Genomic DNA, 16,307 nt, shown 5'->3' with positions numbered 1-16,307 from the left:
TTTAGCGCCCAGATAGTATCACTAAAGCCAATGCACATCAGCAGGAATGAGGTGCCGCCGCGGGGAAAAACGGTCAAGAATGCAGCTAACGCACACATTTTCTGCGAAAGACAAACAAGAGATAACGCTGGGGCAAACGAAGAATGGCAAAAATAAAAACGACTGGTCTTCCTGGTCGGAGAGAGTACCAGGTTAACCAGTCGATTTTTTACGAAACGGCGTGAACCGTTACGCCAGAACCATGTTTGGCGCTTTGAAAGCCAGCGGCAGTTCTGCTTCGTCTTCGAAGGTCACATATTCCCAGGCTTCCTGTTTTGCCAGGACGGCCTGCAACAGTTTGTTGTTCAGCGCATGACCGGATTTGAACGCGGTAAATGCACCAATGATATTGTGACCACACATAAACAGGTCGCCGATAGCGTCCAGCATTTTGTGACGAACGAATTCATCTTCGAAACGCAGGCCGTCTTCGTTCAGTACGCGATAATCGTCAACAACGATGGCACAATCGAAGCTGCCGCCCAGGCACAGGCCGCGGGACTGCAGATATTCGATATCACGCATGAAGCCAAACGTACGGGCTCGGCTGATCTGGCGCATAAACGCATCGGCAGAGAAGTTCATCGCATAGCGTTGGGTGCTGGAGTCAATCGCCGGATGGTTAAAGTCGATGGTAAAGTCCAACGAGAAACCATTGTACGGTTTGAATTCAGCCCATTTGTCGCCATCTTCGACGCGAACGGTCTCTTTGATGCGAACAAATTTCTTCGCGCAGTTCAGTTCTTCGATGCCAGCATCCAGCAACAGATAGACGAACGGTGCAGCACTGCCATCCATAATCGGGATTTCTGGCGCATCGACTTCAACAATAATGTTGTCGATACCCAGCCCCGCCAGGGCGGCGTTCAGGTGCTCAACGGTAGAAATCCGCACGTCATGCTCGTTCACCAGACAAGTACAGAGCATAGTATCACGCACAGATTTGGCATCGGCCGGAAAATCTACCGGTGGATTCAAGTCGGTGCGACGATAGATGACCCCGGTATTGGCCGGCGCAGGGCGTAACGTCAGCGTGACTTTCTTGCCGGTATGTAAACCGACACCCGTCGCCTGAACGATACGTTTAAGTGTCCTTTGTTTGATCATCGTATAATCTCGCCAAATTAACTATCCAACCGAGAGTGTATATCACTAACGGTGGGCCAGTTTAGCACAAAGAGCGCAAATCCCCAAATTCCAGCCAATTCTTAGTCAGCTTGCTTACGCAGGAACGCCGGGATATCCAGATAATCTGGCTCTTTCGCCGTTTGCGGCGTTGGGTCGTTCACCACTTTCGCGGCCGGTTTCTGCTCCTGAGTCAGAGGAGACATACCGTGCTGCTGGTAACGATCCATTACCGGTTGCTGAGTCTGCTTGTTAGTCACTAAGGTGATCTCAGGACGTTTGTCCATGCCGATACCGGTAGCAACAACGGTAACACGCAGCTCGTCGTTCATTTCAGGGTCAAGAGAAGTACCGATTACCACGGTAGCGTTGTCAGAGGCGAACGCACGGATAGTGTTACCCACGGTTTCGAACTCATCCAGACGCAGGTCAAAGCCAGCGGTAATGTTGACCAGCACGCCGCGCGCACCAGACAGATCGATATCTTCCAGCAGTGGAGAAGAGATGGCCATTTCAGCCGCTTCTTCTGCACGATCTTCACCGCTCGCCACGCCAGAGCCCATCATCGCGTAGCCCATTTCGGACATCACGGTGCGAACGTCTGCAAAGTCAACGTTCATCAGGCCAGGACGGGTAATCAGTTCAGCGATACCCTGGACCGCGCCTTTCAGCACGTCGTTTGCTGCACCGAATGCGTCAAGCAGGGAGATACCGCGCCCCAGAACCTTCAACAGCTTGTCGTTAGGGATGGTGATCAGCGAGTCCACATGCTTGGACAGCTCGGTGATACCCTGCTCCGCGAACGCCATACGCTTCTTGCCTTCAAAGTTGAAAGGCTTGGTCACGACAGCAACGGTCAGGATACCTAAATCTTTAGCTACTTCAGCCACAACAGGTGCTGCGCCGGTACCCGTACCGCCACCCATACCTGCTGCGATGAAGACCATGTCCGCACCTTCCAGTGCAGCGCGCAGCGCTTCACGATCTTCTTCAGCCGCATTGCGACCAACTTCCGGGTTAGCCCCTGCTCCCAGCCCTTTGGTGATACCACCGCCGATCTGGATAGTCTGGCCTACAGCCGTCTTACGCAGTGCCTGCGCATCGGTGTTAACTGCAAAGAATTCAACACCTTCAATGCGTTCACGCACCATATGCTCTACGGCGTTACCGCCGCCGCCACCGACGCCGATGACTTTAATCACCGCGTCGTTGGTCAGTTCCATAGGTTCAAACATAATTTCTCTCTCCGTTGTGCCTGTCGCCCGAGACCGCTAATTCTCTCCGGTCTCTTAAAAAAATTAAAACTCTTTTCGCAACCAGTTGTTCAGTCGTTTGACCCACGACCCCACTGAGACGCGTTTTTCCACCTCTGCTTCACCACTGAGATGAGATTCCTTCCCGTAGTGAAGCAGGCCCACAGCCGTTGAATAATACGGCTCCTGAGCATAATCCGTTAAACCGGTGATATTCAGCGGCGCACCAATACGCACCTGCGTATGGAACACGCGCTGAGCACAGGCCGCAAGACCTTCAATTTGCGCCGCACCGCCGGTTAATACAATCCCCGCCGCAAGATGATGCTTAACACCCTGCTGACGAAGCTGTTCCTGTAACTGTAAAATCTCTTCGTTGACCAGGTTGAGCAGCTCGGTATAGCGCGGCTCAATCACCTCTGCCAACGTCTGGCGCTGCAGGCTACGCGGTGGACGACCACCGACGCTCGGCACTTCAACGCTCTCATCTTTGCCAACGATAGACCCCAGCGCACAGCCGTGGCGCACTTTAATTGCTTCTGCATCGCTCGGCGGCGTACCAAAGGCGTAAGCAATATCGCTGGTCACAACGTTCCCGGCATAAGGGATCACTTTGGTGTGGCGCAACGCACCGCCGGTATAGACGGCGATATCCATTGTACCACCACCAATATCGACCACACAGACACCCAGTTCACGTTCATCTTCGGTCAGCACGGAATAACTTGCCGCCAGACCCGCGAAAATAAGTTGGTCAACTTTCAGGCCACAACGTTCAACGGCTTTTACAATGTTCTTCGCCATATCGTTGTGACATGTGATCAGGTGCACTTTTGCCTGCATACGTACGCCAGAAAGACCGACCGGGTTCTTGATCCCTTCCTGGTAGTCAATCGCATATTCCTGCGGAATGACATGCAGCACGCGATGTTCGTCGCGGACACGCACGGATTTCGCCGTGTGCACTACGTTTTCAACGTCTTCCTGCGTCACTTCTTCTTCGGAAATCGGCACCATACCAATTTCGTTCTGGCAGCTAATGTGCTTACCAGAAAGGGCCAGATAGACAGACGAAATCTGGCAATCTGCCATCAGTTCAGCCTGATCGATGGCGCGCTGAACGCATTTCACCACCGATTCAAGATCGTTTACCCCACCTTTATCCATACCACGGGAAGGGCAACTGCCTACGCCAATGATATTGACCATACCGTCGGGCAGAACTTCCCCTACTAAAGCGGCAACCTTCGCGGTGCCAATCTCCAGTCCAACTACCAGTTTTCTGTCCGTCGCCTTGATCATTGTTGTTCTGCCTGTACCTGTGCCTGATTCTGTTGCTGATTAGGTTCCTCGACCGGAGCCGGTACCCAACCGACTGCTGCGCCTGAGTCATAGCGCAAATCAACGTAGCTTATCCTTTTGCCGTCAGTCTGTGCCTGCTGCTGTAAAACCGGGTAAAGTTCGACAAAACGCGCCAGACGCTTCATGGTGTCCCCGCGTCCCAGGTTGAGCTTAATGCCGTTCGTTAACGTCAGCTGCCAGGAACGGCGCGCCGTCATGGCAGCATCTTTTAACGTAAACCTGTCCTTCGCCAGCACCTGACCCATTTCGCGAAAACCCTGTAATACTTCGTTTTCGCTACCTTCCGGGCCATACAACATCGGTAAATTTTGCTTGTTGACACGATCGGCCGGGACGCTGAAGGAATTTCCGTCTGCGTCAACCATGTGCTGATCATTCCAACGCGCAATGGGCACAAATTCAACCAGATGAATCTTCAATTCATCAGGCCATTGCTTTCTTACGCTCGCCTGTTTTATCCATGGCAGACGTTCAATCTGACTCTGGATAATATTGACGTCCTGAGTCATGAAAGTGCCAGGCGAGCCCAGCGCCAGTATTGACTGGCGAATATCGTCGTTACGCGTATAGTGACGCTCACCGGTGACCACCAGCTTAGAGAGCGGCAACCGCTGCGCATCTTCCATCCAGCCCAGGACCATCCAGCCGCTGATAAACACGGTGCACAGCACCCCGAGCAGGAAAATGATGCCTGCAAGACGCGTTCCATTACTGCGGCGTGAAGAGGTGTATTCGTCCTCGTCATCGCGGTTGCGCGTGTTCAATGCAGCCTGAGACATATCAGCCCGCCTGGTCCAGAATGCGTACGACTAACTGCGAGAAACTCATCCCCGCCTGACGCGCGGCCATCGGCACAAGGCTGTGGCTCGTCATACCCGGAGAGGTGTTGGCTTCCAGCAGATAAAATTGTCCATCTTTGTCTTGCATCACATCGATGCGTCCCCAGCCCTGGCAACCCAGAACATGCCAGGCTTTAAGCACCAGGGACTGTAAATCGGCTTCACGCTCAGCTTCAAGACCACTTGGGCAGAAATATTGCGTCTCATCAGAGAGATACTTCGCCTCATAATCATAGAAGACTCCGGCGGGTTGGATACGGATTGACGGTAAAATTTCTTCGCCAAGCATCGCGACGGTAAATTCCGGCCCGCTAAGCCATTTTTCAATCAGAACTTCTTCATCATGTTGAAATGCCAGTGCTAAAGCGGACGAAAGATCTTCAGCTTTGTCGACTTTGGACATTCCCACGCTGGAGCCTTCCCGGCTGGGCTTTACAATAACCGGTAAGCCCAGTTCAGCAATGCGTGCATTAACGCTGTCCGAAAGGCCCAATTCAAATTCGCGACGCGTCAGCGCTACCCATGGCGCAACAGGTAATCCCGCGCCCTGCCACAGCAGCTTGCTGCGCAGTTTGTCCATTGAGATAGCGGAAGCCATCACGCCGCTGCCGGTGTACGGCAGGCCGATCAGATCAAGAAGCCCCTGCAGGGTTCCGTCTTCACCACCACGACCATGCAAAGCGATAAAGACTTTATCGAAGCCCATGGCTTTTAATTGCGTCACGTCGACCTCTTTTGGGTCGACCAGGTGCGCGTTGACGCCCCCCTCCCGCAGGCCCGCCAGCACAGCCGCGCCGGAATTCAGGGAAACCTCGCGTTCAGCAGAGGTGCCGCCAGACAGGACAGCAATCTTATCAGCCATGATGCTCATCCTCCTGGGTTTGCGGCTTCAGTTTGATTTCAGCTAAGGTACGGGCGATTTTGCCGATATTTCCCGCGCCCTGAATCAGAATCAAATCGTTACCCGTCAGGACCGGTGCCAGAATTTCCGCCACCTGCGCAGGGTCAGAAACCAGAATAGGGTCAACCTTACCGCGTCCACGGATTGTACGGCACAGGGAGCGGCTGTCAGCCCCTGGAATCGGCGTCTCGCCTGCGGCGTATACGTCCAGCATTAACAGGGTGTCTACCTGTGACAGGACGCTGGCGAAATCGTCATACAGATCGCGCGTACGCGTGAAGCGGTGCGGCTGGAAGATCATCACCAGATTTTTGTCAGGCCAGCCCGCGCGTGCGGCTTTAATGGTGGCGTCCACTTCGGTCGGATGGTGGCCGTAGTCGTCCACCAGCATCGCCGAACCGGCTTTACCGTTCACGGCATCCAGCGGGAATTCACCGAGGAAGTCGAAACGGCGACCGGTGCCCTGGAAGCTTTCCAGCGCGCGCAGAATCGCATCATCATCAATGCCTTCTTCCGTCGCGACGGCCACTGCCGCTGCGGCATTGAGGGCGTTATGGCGCCCTGGTGCATTCAGCGTGACGTGCAGCAGCTCTTTGTCCTGACGCGCCAGCGTGAAGTGTCCCTGCGCGCCAATCTGTTTGTACTCCTCCACGCGAACGTCAGCGTCTTCGCTGAAGCCGTAGGTGGTGATTTGACGACCCACGCGCGGCAGCAGCTCGCGGATCACCGGATCGTCTACGCACATTACCGCACGTCCATAGAACGGCAGGTTGTGCAGGAAGTTGATGAAGGTCTGCTTTAAGTTCTCGAAATCACCCTGGTATGTATCCATATGGTCAGCTTCGATGTTAGTGACAATCGCCACCATCGGCTGCAGGTGCAGGAACGACGCGTCGCTCTCATCCGCTTCAGCAATCAGATAACGACTGTGGCCCAGACGTGCATGCACGCCTGCGGCTTTGACCAGACCGCCGTTGACGAACGTCGGATCGAGCCCCGCTTCCGCATAAATACTGGAAACCATCGCCGTGGTCGTGGTTTTACCGTGGGTCCCGGCAATGGCGATGCCGTGACGAAAACGCATCAGTTCCGCCAGCATTTCTGCACGGCGGATCACCGGAATGCGCGCTTCGTGCGCAGCAACGATTTCAGGGTTGTCAGAGGAGATGGCGCTTGAGACCACCACCACGCTCGCATCGCGCACGTTTTCCGGACGATGGTTGAAATAGATAGTCGCCCCAAGCGACGCCAGCTGCTGCGTAACAGGGTTTGGCGCCAGGTCAGACCCGCTGATCTGATAGCCTTCGTTAGCTAACACTTCGGCAATACCGCCCATGCCAGCACCACCGATGCCAACAAAGTGAATGTGCCGGACGCGACGCATCTCGGGCACGATTGAACGCAGTTTTGCCAGTTGTTGTGTATTCATTCTCTAAACGCCATCGACTACTTAAAATTCGTGCAGCGCAACACGCGCTGCGAGGGTTAAGCCTGGGCTGCCAGGCTCACTTCTTTTGCCACCCGTTCCGTCGCATCAGGGATAGCGGCCGCGCGCGCGCGTTGTGCCATCTCCAGCAGTGCGTCTCTGTTCCAGCCCGCCAGGGTGGTGGCGACCGCGTCGGCGGTAAATTGTGGCTGCTCAAATATCTTCGCCGCACCGGCTTTCTCAAGCGGCAGCGCATTCCAGTACTGCTGTCTGTCTTTGTGCTGGAACGGCACAAACAGGGCCGGCAGACCCGCGGCGGCGATCTCACTCACCGTCAGCGCGCCTGAGCGACAGACCACGACATCGGCCCAGGCATACGCTGCCGCCATGTCGTCGATAAACTCTGTGACTTTATGCTGCGGCTGACCTTCGTCTGCGTAAGCCTGCTCAACGGTCTGCTGAGCGCCTTTCCCGCTCTGGTGCCAGATGGTAACGGTATCGCCCAGCTTTGCAGCTACCTGCGGCATCGTCTGGTTCAAGATACGTGCGCCCTGAGAGCCGCCGACGACCAGCACACGAACCGGCCCTTCACGGCCCGTCAGGCGAGCGTCCGGCAGCGGCAGCGCCAGCACGTCGACACGCACGGGATTACCCACTACGTCCGCTTTTGGGAACGCGCCGGGAAACGCCTGCATCACTTTAGTGGCGATCTTCGCCAGCCACTTGTTAGTCAGACCGGCAATACCGTTCTGCTCATGCAGAACGACGGGAATACCTAACGACCACGCCGCCAGCCCGCCGGGCCCCGAGACATAGCCGCCCATGCCCAGCACCACATCGGGCTTAAAGCGCTTCATAATGGTGCGCGCCTGACGCCAGGCGTTAAAAATACGCACCGGTGCCAGCAGCATTGCCTTGAGGCCTTTGCCCCGAAGGCCGGAAATACGAATAAAGTCGATCTCGATACCGTGCTTCGGTACCAGGTCGGCCTCCATGCGGTCTGCGGTTCCCAGCCAGCGTACCTGCCAGCCCTGATCCATTAAATGGTGCGCAACCGCAAGCCCCGGGAACACGTGTCCGCCGGTACCGCCTGCCATCACCATTAACCGCTTCGGTTGATTCATCGTGAACCTCGTGTAAACGCCTGGGCTTTTTCCAGACGCGTTTCATAATCTATGCGCAACAACAGCATGATGGCCGTCGACATAATCAACAGACTGGAACCACCATAACTGATCAACGGCAACGTCAGACCTTTGGTCGGCAGCATACCCGCTGCGGCCCCGACGTTAACCAATGCCTGGAAGCTAAACCAGATACCAATTGAGCAGGCCAGGAAGCCTGAGAAGCGGTGATCGATCTCCAGCGCTTTCCGGCCGATGGACATGGCGCGGAAAGCGACGAAGAATACCATTAATAGCGCTAATACCACACCGATATAACCCAGTTCTTCCGCAATAATGGAGAAGATGAAGTCAGTATGCGCTTCCGGTAAATACTCAAGTTTCTGTACCGAGTTCCCCAGCCCCTGTCCCCAGACTTCACCGCGACCAAAGGCCATCAGCGACTGCGTCAGCTGATAACCGCTGCCGAACGGATCTTCCCAGGGGTTCCAGAACGAGGTCACACGGCGAATACGGTAAGGCTCGGCGAGGATCAGCAGCACAACCGCCGAAATCCCCATCCCGATAATAGCGATGAACTGCCACAGCTTCGCGCCCGCCAGGAACAGCATGGCCAGGGTGGTAACGAACAGCACGACAACGGTACCGAGGTCAGGCTGCGCCAGCAGTAATACCGCCAGCACCAGAATCACGCCCATCGGTTTTAAGAAGCCGCGCAGGTTGTTACGCACCTCATCTACCTTACGCACCAGGTAGTTAGCCAGGTAGCAGAACAGGGAGAGCTTGGTAAATTCCGCAGGCTGAATACGCAGCGGACCGAAGGCGATCCAGCGGGATGCCCCGTTAACGGAGCTGCCCACCACCAGTACGATCAGCAGCATAATAATCGACGCGATCAGCATCGCCGTGCTGTGCCGCTGCCAGAACTCCATCGGCAGACGCAAGGTCACCAGTGCCAGACAGAACGCCAGAATGATGTAAAGACCATCACGTTTGGCAAACAGGAAAGGATCGTTCGCCAGACGCTGCCCGACGGGCATTGATGCCGACGTCACCATAATAAAGCCTACCGCCGCCAGCCCCATCGTGAGCCAGAATAGCGTGCGGTCGTACATGATCAGGCTGTCGTTATCTTTTTGACGAGAGCCCATCACCCAGCCTTTGAGCGCCGCAAACAGCCATGCCAGGATCCCAAATCCTGGCAGGCGCGGCATTTTCAGGCGAGGGAGAGATAAACGCATCAGCCTAACTCCTTCGCCAGGCGGGTAAAGACATCACCACGCTGTTCGAAATTCTTGAATTGATCGAGGCTGGCACAGGCCGGAGAGAGCAGCACCATATCGCCTGGCTTCACGCGAGGGGCAATCAGCCGCATCGCCTGTTCCATGGTTTCGGTTTGTACGGCAACCTCAGGGCGCAGTTCAGCCAGCTCGCTGCCGTCACGGCCGAAGCAGTACAGGCGGATGTTATCGCCGGAGAGATACGGCTTCAGCGAGGAAAAATCCGCTGATTTACCATCGCCGCCCAGCAGTAAATGCAGGGTGCCGTCAACGTGCAGCCCGTTCAGCGCGGCCTCCGTGCTGCCCACGTTGGTGGCTTTGGAGTCGTTTATCCAGCGCACGCCGTTGTGCTCCAGCGCCAGCTGGAAACGGTGCGCCAGGCCTGAAAACGTGGTTAACGCCTGCAGGCTGGAGGAGCGCGGCAGCCCTACAGCATCCGCCAGCGCCAGCGCCGCCAGGGCATTGGTGTAGTTGTGCTGACCTGTGAGCTTCATCTCTTTCACGTTCAGCACTTTCTCACCCTTCACGCGCAGCCAGGTTTCACCCAGCTGGCGGTTCAGATGATAATCCCCCATCGTGATACCGAAGCTGATACAGCGATCGTCTGCGCCACGCACCGGCATGGTCAGCGCGTCATCGGCATTAACAACGCAGACTTTGGCATTTTCATAAACGCGGAGCTTAGCGGCACGGTACTGCTGCAGGCCAAATGGATACCTGTCCATATGATCTTCAGTCACGTTGAGGATCGTCGCAGCCGCAGCATGCAGGCTGGAAGTCGTTTCCAGCTGGAAGCTGGAGAGTTCCAGCACGAACAGCTCACAGCCTTTGTCCAGCAGCATCAGAGCAGGTAAACCAATGTTACCGCCAACGCCGACGTTCATGCCTGCCGCTTTCGCCATTTCACCCACCAGAGTGGTGACGGTGCTTTTACCGTTAGAACCGGTAATCGCGATAACGGGCGCCTGCACTTCACGGCAGAACAGCTCGATATCGCCGACAATTTCCACACCCGCATCCGCGGCAGCGCTCAGCGAAGGATGCGCCAGCGCCATACCTGGGCTTGCGACAATCAGATCGGCTGCCAGCAGCCAGTCATCATTCAGACCACCAAGGTGGCGTTCAACCTGTTCCGGCAGTTTGTCCAGACCCGGCGGAGAGACACGCGTATCCATCACGCGTGGCGTCACGCCGCGTGCGAGGAAAAAGTCCACGCAGGAGAGTCCCGTAAGGCCCAACCCGATGATAACGACTTTTTTGCCCTGGTAATCTGCCATGATTAACGTACCTTCAGCGTTGCCAGGCCAATCAGCACCAGCATCAGCGAAATAATCCAGAAGCGCACAATAACGCGCGGCTCCGGCCAGCCTTTCAGTTCATAGTGGTGGTGAATCGGCGCCATACGGAAGATGCGCTGACCGCGCAGCTTGAAGGAACCGACCTGCAAAATCACCGACAGGGTTTCAACCACAAACACGCCGCCCATAATCACCAGCAGGAACTCCTGACGCAGCAGCACGGCGATAATGCCGAGCGCACCGCCCAAAGCCAGAGAACCGACGTCACCCATAAAGACCTGCGCCGGATAAGTGTTGAACCACAGGAAGCCAAGCCCCGCCCCGACAATTGCCGTACAGACGATCACCAGCTCACCCGCATGGCGCAGATAAGGGATGTGCAGGTAGTTCGCAAAGTTCATGTTACCGGTCGCCCACGCCACCAGCGCGAAACCGGCCGCCACAAAGACGGTTGGCATAATGGCCAGGCCATCCAGACCGTCGGTCAGGTTAACGGCATTACCGGTGCCGACAATCACAAAGTAGGCCAGCAGAATGTAGAACAGCCCCAGCTGCGGCATAACGTCTTTGAAGAACGGCACAACCAGCTCGGTGGCCGGTGTGTCTTTGCCTGCCAGATACAGCGCGAAGGCTACGCCAAGCGCGATCACCGACATCCAGAAATATTTCCAGCGCGCGATCAGGCCCTTAGTATCTTTACGAACGACTTTGCGGTAATCATCAACAAAACCGATGATCCCATAACCCACCAGTACCGTCAGAACGCACCAGACGTACGGGTTGGAGGGATACGCCCACAGCAGCACGGAAACGACGATGGCGGTCAGGATCATGATCCCGCCCATGGTCGGGGTACCGCGTTTGCTGAAGTGCGATTCCGGACCGTCGTTACGCACAACCTGGCCGAAAGAGAGTTTTTGCAGACGGGCAATCATGCGCGGGCCCATCCACAACGAGATGAACAGCGCAGTCAGCAGGCTGACGATGGCGCGAAACGTCAGATACGAAAAGACGTTAAAGCCTGAATAATATTTGACCAAATGTTCGGCCAGCCAAACTAACATGTCCCGTTCTCCTGTAATGCGTGCACAACCTCTTCCATGGCGGCACTACGTGAACCTTTAACTAATACAGTCACAATTTGTTTTTCTGTAATTAATGCCTTAAGGCGCTCGATCAATGCCGTTTTATCGGCAAAATGCTCGCCAACGCCGCTGGCCTGGCTAATCGCCTGGCTCAGTTTTCCTGCGCTCAGGACACAGTCCAGCCCCGCAGCTTTCGCCGCTTCACCGACCTGGGTATGACAGGCTTCGCTTTCGTCGCCCAGCTCTGCCATGTCGCCAACCACCATGATGCGGTAGCCCGGCATTTCAGATAACACCTGCACCGCCGCCGTCATTGAACCAACGTTCGCGTTGTAGGAGTCATCCAGCAGCAGTTTGTTTTCCGAAAGCTGAATCGGGAACAGACGACCCGGCACGGCTTTCAGGTTCGCCAGCCCGGCTTTGATCGCCTCATGTGTAGCGCCCACCGCCGTTGACAGCGCCGCCGCCGCAAGGGCATTGGCGATGTTATGGCGACCCGGCAGCGGCAGCAGAACCTCCACGCCCCCCGTTGGGGTCGTGAGGGTGAACTCGGTGCCGTGGGACGTCACATGGATATTGGTCGCCGTAAAATCACTGTTGGCCGCATTTGGCGAGAAGCGCCAGGTTTTACGCGAGCCAATGATGCTCTGCCAGTTCAGCCAGTCGTTGTTATCGGCGTTCAGAATAGCGATACCGTTATCCGGCAGGCCGGTATAAATCTCACCTTTCGCTTTCGCCACGCCTTCCAGCGAGCCAAAACCTTCCAGGTGCGCAGCCGCGAGGTTATTCACCAGCGCAGCTTCCGGGCGAGTCAGGCTCACGGTCCAGGCGATTTCGCCCTGGTGGTTTGCTCCTAACTCGATCACCGCATAGTCATGTTCTTTGGTCAGGCGAAGCAATGTCATCGGCACGCCGATATCATTATTGAGGTTGCCCGCGGTATAAAGCGTATTACCGCACTGGCCGAGGATCGCCGCCGTCATCTCTTTCACTGACGTTTTGCCTGAGGATCCGGTCAGCGCGACGACGCGAGCAGGCACCTGCTGACGCACCCAGGCAGCCAGCTCACCGAACGCGAGGCGCGTATCTTTCACTACAATTTGCGGCAGATCGATATCGAGCTTGCGGCTGACCAGCAGCGCACCGGCGCCGTTCTCTTTGGCCTGTTCAGCAAAATCATGCGCGTCAAAACGTTCGCCTTTCAGCGCCACAAACAGACAGCCTGCAGTGATTTTGCGGGTGTCCGTCGTTACGGCATCAATGGTCAGGTCTTGCCCGTGCAGGTCGCCCTTCAGGATTGCAGCGGCCTGACGTAACGTGATGCTAATCATGCCACGACTCCCAGCAGGCGTGCTGCCGTTACGCGGTCCGAGTAGTCCAGACGGCGATTGCCAACGATCTGATAATCTTCATGCCCTTTGCCCGCTAACAGGACAACATCATTCTCCTGCGCCTGCATAATGGTATTGGTCACGGCTTCCGCACGGCCTTCCACCACGCGAGCACGGCCCGCGTCCAGCATGCCCGCCAGAATGTCATTGATGATGGCGCGCGGCTCTTCCGTACGCGGGTTGTCATCGGTTACTACCGGAATATCTGCGAACTGCTCGGCAATAGCCCCCATCAGCGGGCGTTTGCCTTTATCGCGATCGCCGCCGCAGCCAAACACGCACCAGAGCTTCCCGGCGCAGTGCAGGCGCGCCGCTTCGAGCGCTTTTTCCAGCGCATCCGGCGTGTGGGCATAATCAACCACAACGGTCGGTTTGCCCGGCGCGCTGAACACTTCCATACGGCCGCAAACCGGCTGCAGACGCGCTGAGGTTTTCAGCAGTTCAGCCATCGGATAACCCAGTGCCAGCAGCGTCGTCAGCGCCAGCAGCAGGTTGCTGACGTTGAACGCGCCCATCAGGCGGCTTTCAATTTCGCCTTCACCCCAGGAAGAGGCAAAGCGGATTGTCGCCCCACTGTCGTGGTAATTCACCTCAACCGCCTTCAGCCAGCGGCCGTGGCAGTTCGGATTGATATGGTCTTCCATCGACACCGCAACCGCATCCGGCAGCTTCGCCAGCCAGCGGCGGCCCACTTCGTCGTCGGCGTTGATGATGGCTTGTCCGTAATGGTGAGTGGAGAACAGCAGCCATTTCGCGGCTTCGTAATGCTCCATATCACCATGATAATCAAGATGATCGCGACTCAGGTTAGTAAACACTGAAGCGGCAAATTTCAGCGCCGCAACCCGATGCTGTACCAGGCCGTGCGAAGAGACCTCCATCGCAGCAAAGGTTGCCCCCTGCCCAGCCAGACCTGCAAGCACATGCTGTACGTCTACCGCCGAGCCGGTGGTGTTTTCCGTCGGGCTCACTTTGCCCAGCAGGCCGTTACCTACGGTACCCATCACTGCACCGGTTTCACCCAACAGCTGGGCCCACTGCGCCATCAGCTGCGTGGTGGTGGTTTTACCGTTCGTGCCCGTCACGCCGACCAGACGCAGTTGGTCGGAAGGTTCGTGATAAAAACGTCCCGCCAGCGCGGAGAGACGCTCGTTTAACTGGCTGAGATAGATAACCGGCACCCCGTGCATTTCACGGATCTCACCGTCGGTTGCCTCATCTTTGGCCTCAGCAATAATGGCAGCCACACCTTGCGCAATCGCCTGCGGGATATAACGACGCCCGTCCGCCTGATGACCGACCACCGCCACAAAAAGATCGCCAGAAGCAGCCACGCGGCTGTCCAGTACCATCTCTCGCAGTGCTCGCTCCGGTGCATTTGGCACCCACGGAGCGAGAAGGTCGCGCAAATTACGATCTGCCACCTGTACCCTCGCCTTGATTAATTACAAATTCACTTTTTTCGCCCGTCGCCAGCGCATCCGGTTCAATGTTCATGGTGCGTAACACACCGCCCATGATAGCCCCGAACACAGGCGCGGAGACGGCGCCGCCGTAGTATTTACCCGCCTGTGGATCGTTTATTACGACCACCAGCGCAAAACGCGGATTGCTTGCAGGCGCAACGCCTGCGGTATAGGCAATATATTTGTTGATGTAGCGGCCGTCTGGCCCCACCTTTTTCGCTGTACCGGTCTTGATGGCAATGCGATAGCCTTTGATCGCCGCCTTCACGCCGCCGCCGCCAGGCAGCGCCACGCTTTCCATCATGTGCACCACGGTACGAACGACAGATTCCGGGAAGATACGCTCGCCCGGAACCGGTGGATCAACTTTAGTAATCGACAGCGGACGATAGACGCCATAGCTGCCAATCGTTGCATAGACTCGCGCTAGCTGTAACGGAGTTACCATTAGCCCGTAGCCGAAAGAGAAGGTGGCCCTCTCTATGTCAGACCACCGTTGTTTTTGAGGATATAAGCCACTGCGTTCTCCGACCAACCCCAAATTGGTCGCCTTTCCAAGTCCAAAACGTGAGTAAGTCTCTACTAACGCTGAGGACGGCATCGCTAACGCCAGCTTTGAAACGCCGACGTTACTCGACTTCTGTAATACCCCGGTCAGGGTCAATTCGCTGTAGCGCGCCACGTCTTTGATTTCGTGACCGTTAATTCGGTATGGAATGGTATTCAGTACGGTGTTTTCGTTGACGATACCGCGCTGAAGTGCAGTCATGACCACCATCGGCTTAACCGTCGAACCCGGTTCGAACACGTCGGTGATGGTACGGTTACGCATAACATCCTTCTGCGTGCCGGTAAGATTATTAGGGTTGTAGGACGGGCTATTGGCCATCGCCAGCACTTCACCCGTGCTGACATCAACTAACACAGCACTGCCCGATTCCGCTTTGTTGAAGGCCACGGCATTGTTCAGCTCGCGGTAAACCAGCGCCTGTAATCGCTCATCAATACTCAGCGCAAGGTTGTGTGCGGCCTGGCTGTCCGTTGAGGAAATATCCTCGATCACGCGACCATAGCGGTCTTTACGCACAATGCGCTCGCCGGGCTGGCCGGTAAGCCATTTATCAAAGCTTTTTTCAACGCCTTCAATCCCCTGGCTATCGACGTTAGTAAAGCCAATGAGGTGAGCAGTCACTTCGCCGGATGGATAGTAACGACGGGATTCTTCACGCAGATGGATCCCCGGCAGCTTCAATTTTTTGATGTAGTCCGCCATGTCAGGGTTCACCTGACGTGCCAGATAGATAAAGCGCCCTCTCGGGTTCGTATTCACGCGTGAAGCTAACTGGTCCAACGGCATCTTCAGCGCATCCGCAAGGGCCTTCCAGCGGTTATCAAGTGTGATACCGCCAGCATCATGCAATTCTTTAGGATCGGCCCAAATCGCCTTCACCGGCACGCTCACCGCTAGCGGACGACCCGAGCGATCGGTAATCATCCCACGGGATGTCGACACTTCCTGAACGCGCAGGGAACGCATGTCACCCTGGCGTACCAGCATGTCAGGAGCGATGATTTGTAGCCAGGCCACGCGTCCAAGCAGAAAACCCAGAGCGAGTAAAATGCAGCCGCAAAGCAACGCAAAACGCCAACTGATAAAGTTGGCCTGTTCTTCCTGACGTTTTGGTTTTAGCGTTTTTGCCGCTGCTTTCATGCGTCGC

The 16,307-nt window shown here is 56.1% G+C and carries 13 protein-coding genes; all 13 read right to left on the bottom strand.

Translation table 11 applies throughout. From position 1 onward, the window contains the following. Positions 1–228 precede the first annotated feature (228 nt). Positions 229–1,146, bottom strand: coding sequence for a UDP-3-O-acyl-N-acetylglucosamine deacetylase (lpxC, locus tag FOY93_RS03670; protein WP_010426966.1), 918 nt, complete (start codon positions 1,144–1,146; stop codon positions 229–231). 101 nt (positions 1,147–1,247) lie between these two features. Continuing rightward, positions 1,248–2,399: a cell division protein FtsZ gene (gene ftsZ / locus FOY93_RS03665; RefSeq protein WP_008501978.1), complete on the bottom strand. Its 1,152-nt coding sequence runs from the start codon at positions 2,397–2,399 to the stop codon at positions 1,248–1,250. 63 nt (positions 2,400–2,462) lie between these two features. Next, positions 2,463–3,719, bottom strand: a complete 1,257-nt coding sequence (gene ftsA, locus FOY93_RS03660; RefSeq protein ID WP_023334508.1) for a cell division protein FtsA — start codon at positions 3,717–3,719, stop codon at positions 2,463–2,465. Continuing rightward, entirely contained in the window at positions 3,716–4,558 is an 843-nt protein-coding gene (gene ftsQ, locus FOY93_RS03655) for a cell division protein FtsQ (RefSeq protein WP_133293781.1), read from the bottom strand. Before ftsQ ends, ftsA begins: the two co-directional genes overlap by 4 nt. A gap of 1 nt (position 4,559) precedes the next feature. Then, a complete protein-coding gene (locus tag FOY93_RS03650) occupies positions 4,560–5,480 on the bottom strand; it encodes a D-alanine--D-alanine ligase (protein WP_115876436.1) in 921 nt (306 codons plus the stop codon). Further along, the gene (gene murC / locus FOY93_RS03645) at positions 5,473–6,948 is read right to left on the bottom strand and encodes a UDP-N-acetylmuramate--L-alanine ligase (RefSeq protein ID WP_115876437.1); all 1,476 of its coding nucleotides are present in this window, start codon (positions 6,946–6,948) and stop codon (positions 5,473–5,475) included. The genes FOY93_RS03650 and murC overlap by 8 nt, the downstream gene beginning before the upstream one ends. Before the next feature lie 56 nt (positions 6,949–7,004). Continuing rightward, complete coding sequence (gene murG / locus FOY93_RS03640; protein WP_039260813.1) at positions 7,005–8,069, bottom strand: undecaprenyldiphospho-muramoylpentapeptide beta-N-acetylglucosaminyltransferase; 1,065 nt, start codon at positions 8,067–8,069, stop codon at positions 7,005–7,007. Further along, positions 8,066–9,310, bottom strand: coding sequence for a cell division protein FtsW (ftsW, locus tag FOY93_RS03635; protein ID WP_115876438.1), 1,245 nt, complete (start codon positions 9,308–9,310; stop codon positions 8,066–8,068). Before ftsW ends, murG begins: the two co-directional genes overlap by 4 nt. Further along, entirely contained in the window at positions 9,310–10,626 is a 1,317-nt protein-coding gene (gene murD, locus FOY93_RS03630) for a UDP-N-acetylmuramoyl-L-alanine--D-glutamate ligase (protein ID WP_143344650.1), read from the bottom strand. The genes ftsW and murD overlap by 1 nt, the downstream gene beginning before the upstream one ends. 2 nt (positions 10,627–10,628) lie before the next feature. Further along, the gene (mraY, locus tag FOY93_RS03625) at positions 10,629–11,711 is read right to left on the bottom strand and encodes a phospho-N-acetylmuramoyl-pentapeptide-transferase (protein ID WP_008501985.1); all 1,083 of its coding nucleotides are present in this window, start codon (positions 11,709–11,711) and stop codon (positions 10,629–10,631) included. After that, positions 11,705–13,063, bottom strand: coding sequence for a UDP-N-acetylmuramoyl-tripeptide--D-alanyl-D-alanine ligase (murF, locus tag FOY93_RS03620; protein ID WP_143344649.1), 1,359 nt, complete (start codon positions 13,061–13,063; stop codon positions 11,705–11,707). The genes mraY and murF overlap by 7 nt, the downstream gene beginning before the upstream one ends. Then, entirely contained in the window at positions 13,060–14,547 is a 1,488-nt protein-coding gene (gene murE / locus FOY93_RS03615; RefSeq protein WP_143344648.1) for a UDP-N-acetylmuramoyl-L-alanyl-D-glutamate--2,6-diaminopimelate ligase, read from the bottom strand. Before murE ends, murF begins: the two co-directional genes overlap by 4 nt. Next, positions 14,534–16,300 carry a peptidoglycan glycosyltransferase FtsI gene (locus FOY93_RS03610; RefSeq protein WP_111964042.1) on the bottom strand — a complete coding sequence of 589 codons (1,767 nt, stop codon included), beginning with the start codon at positions 16,298–16,300 and terminating at the stop codon, positions 14,534–14,536. The genes murE and FOY93_RS03610 overlap by 14 nt, the downstream gene beginning before the upstream one ends. Positions 16,301–16,307: the final 7 nt, after the last annotated feature.

Source organism: Enterobacter sp. 18A13, assembly GCF_007035975.1.
Lineage (GTDB): Bacteria > Pseudomonadota > Gammaproteobacteria > Enterobacterales > Enterobacteriaceae > Enterobacter > Enterobacter vonholyi.
Note: the sequence above shows the minus strand (reverse complement) of the source record. Positions and strands in the feature narration are given on the sequence as shown.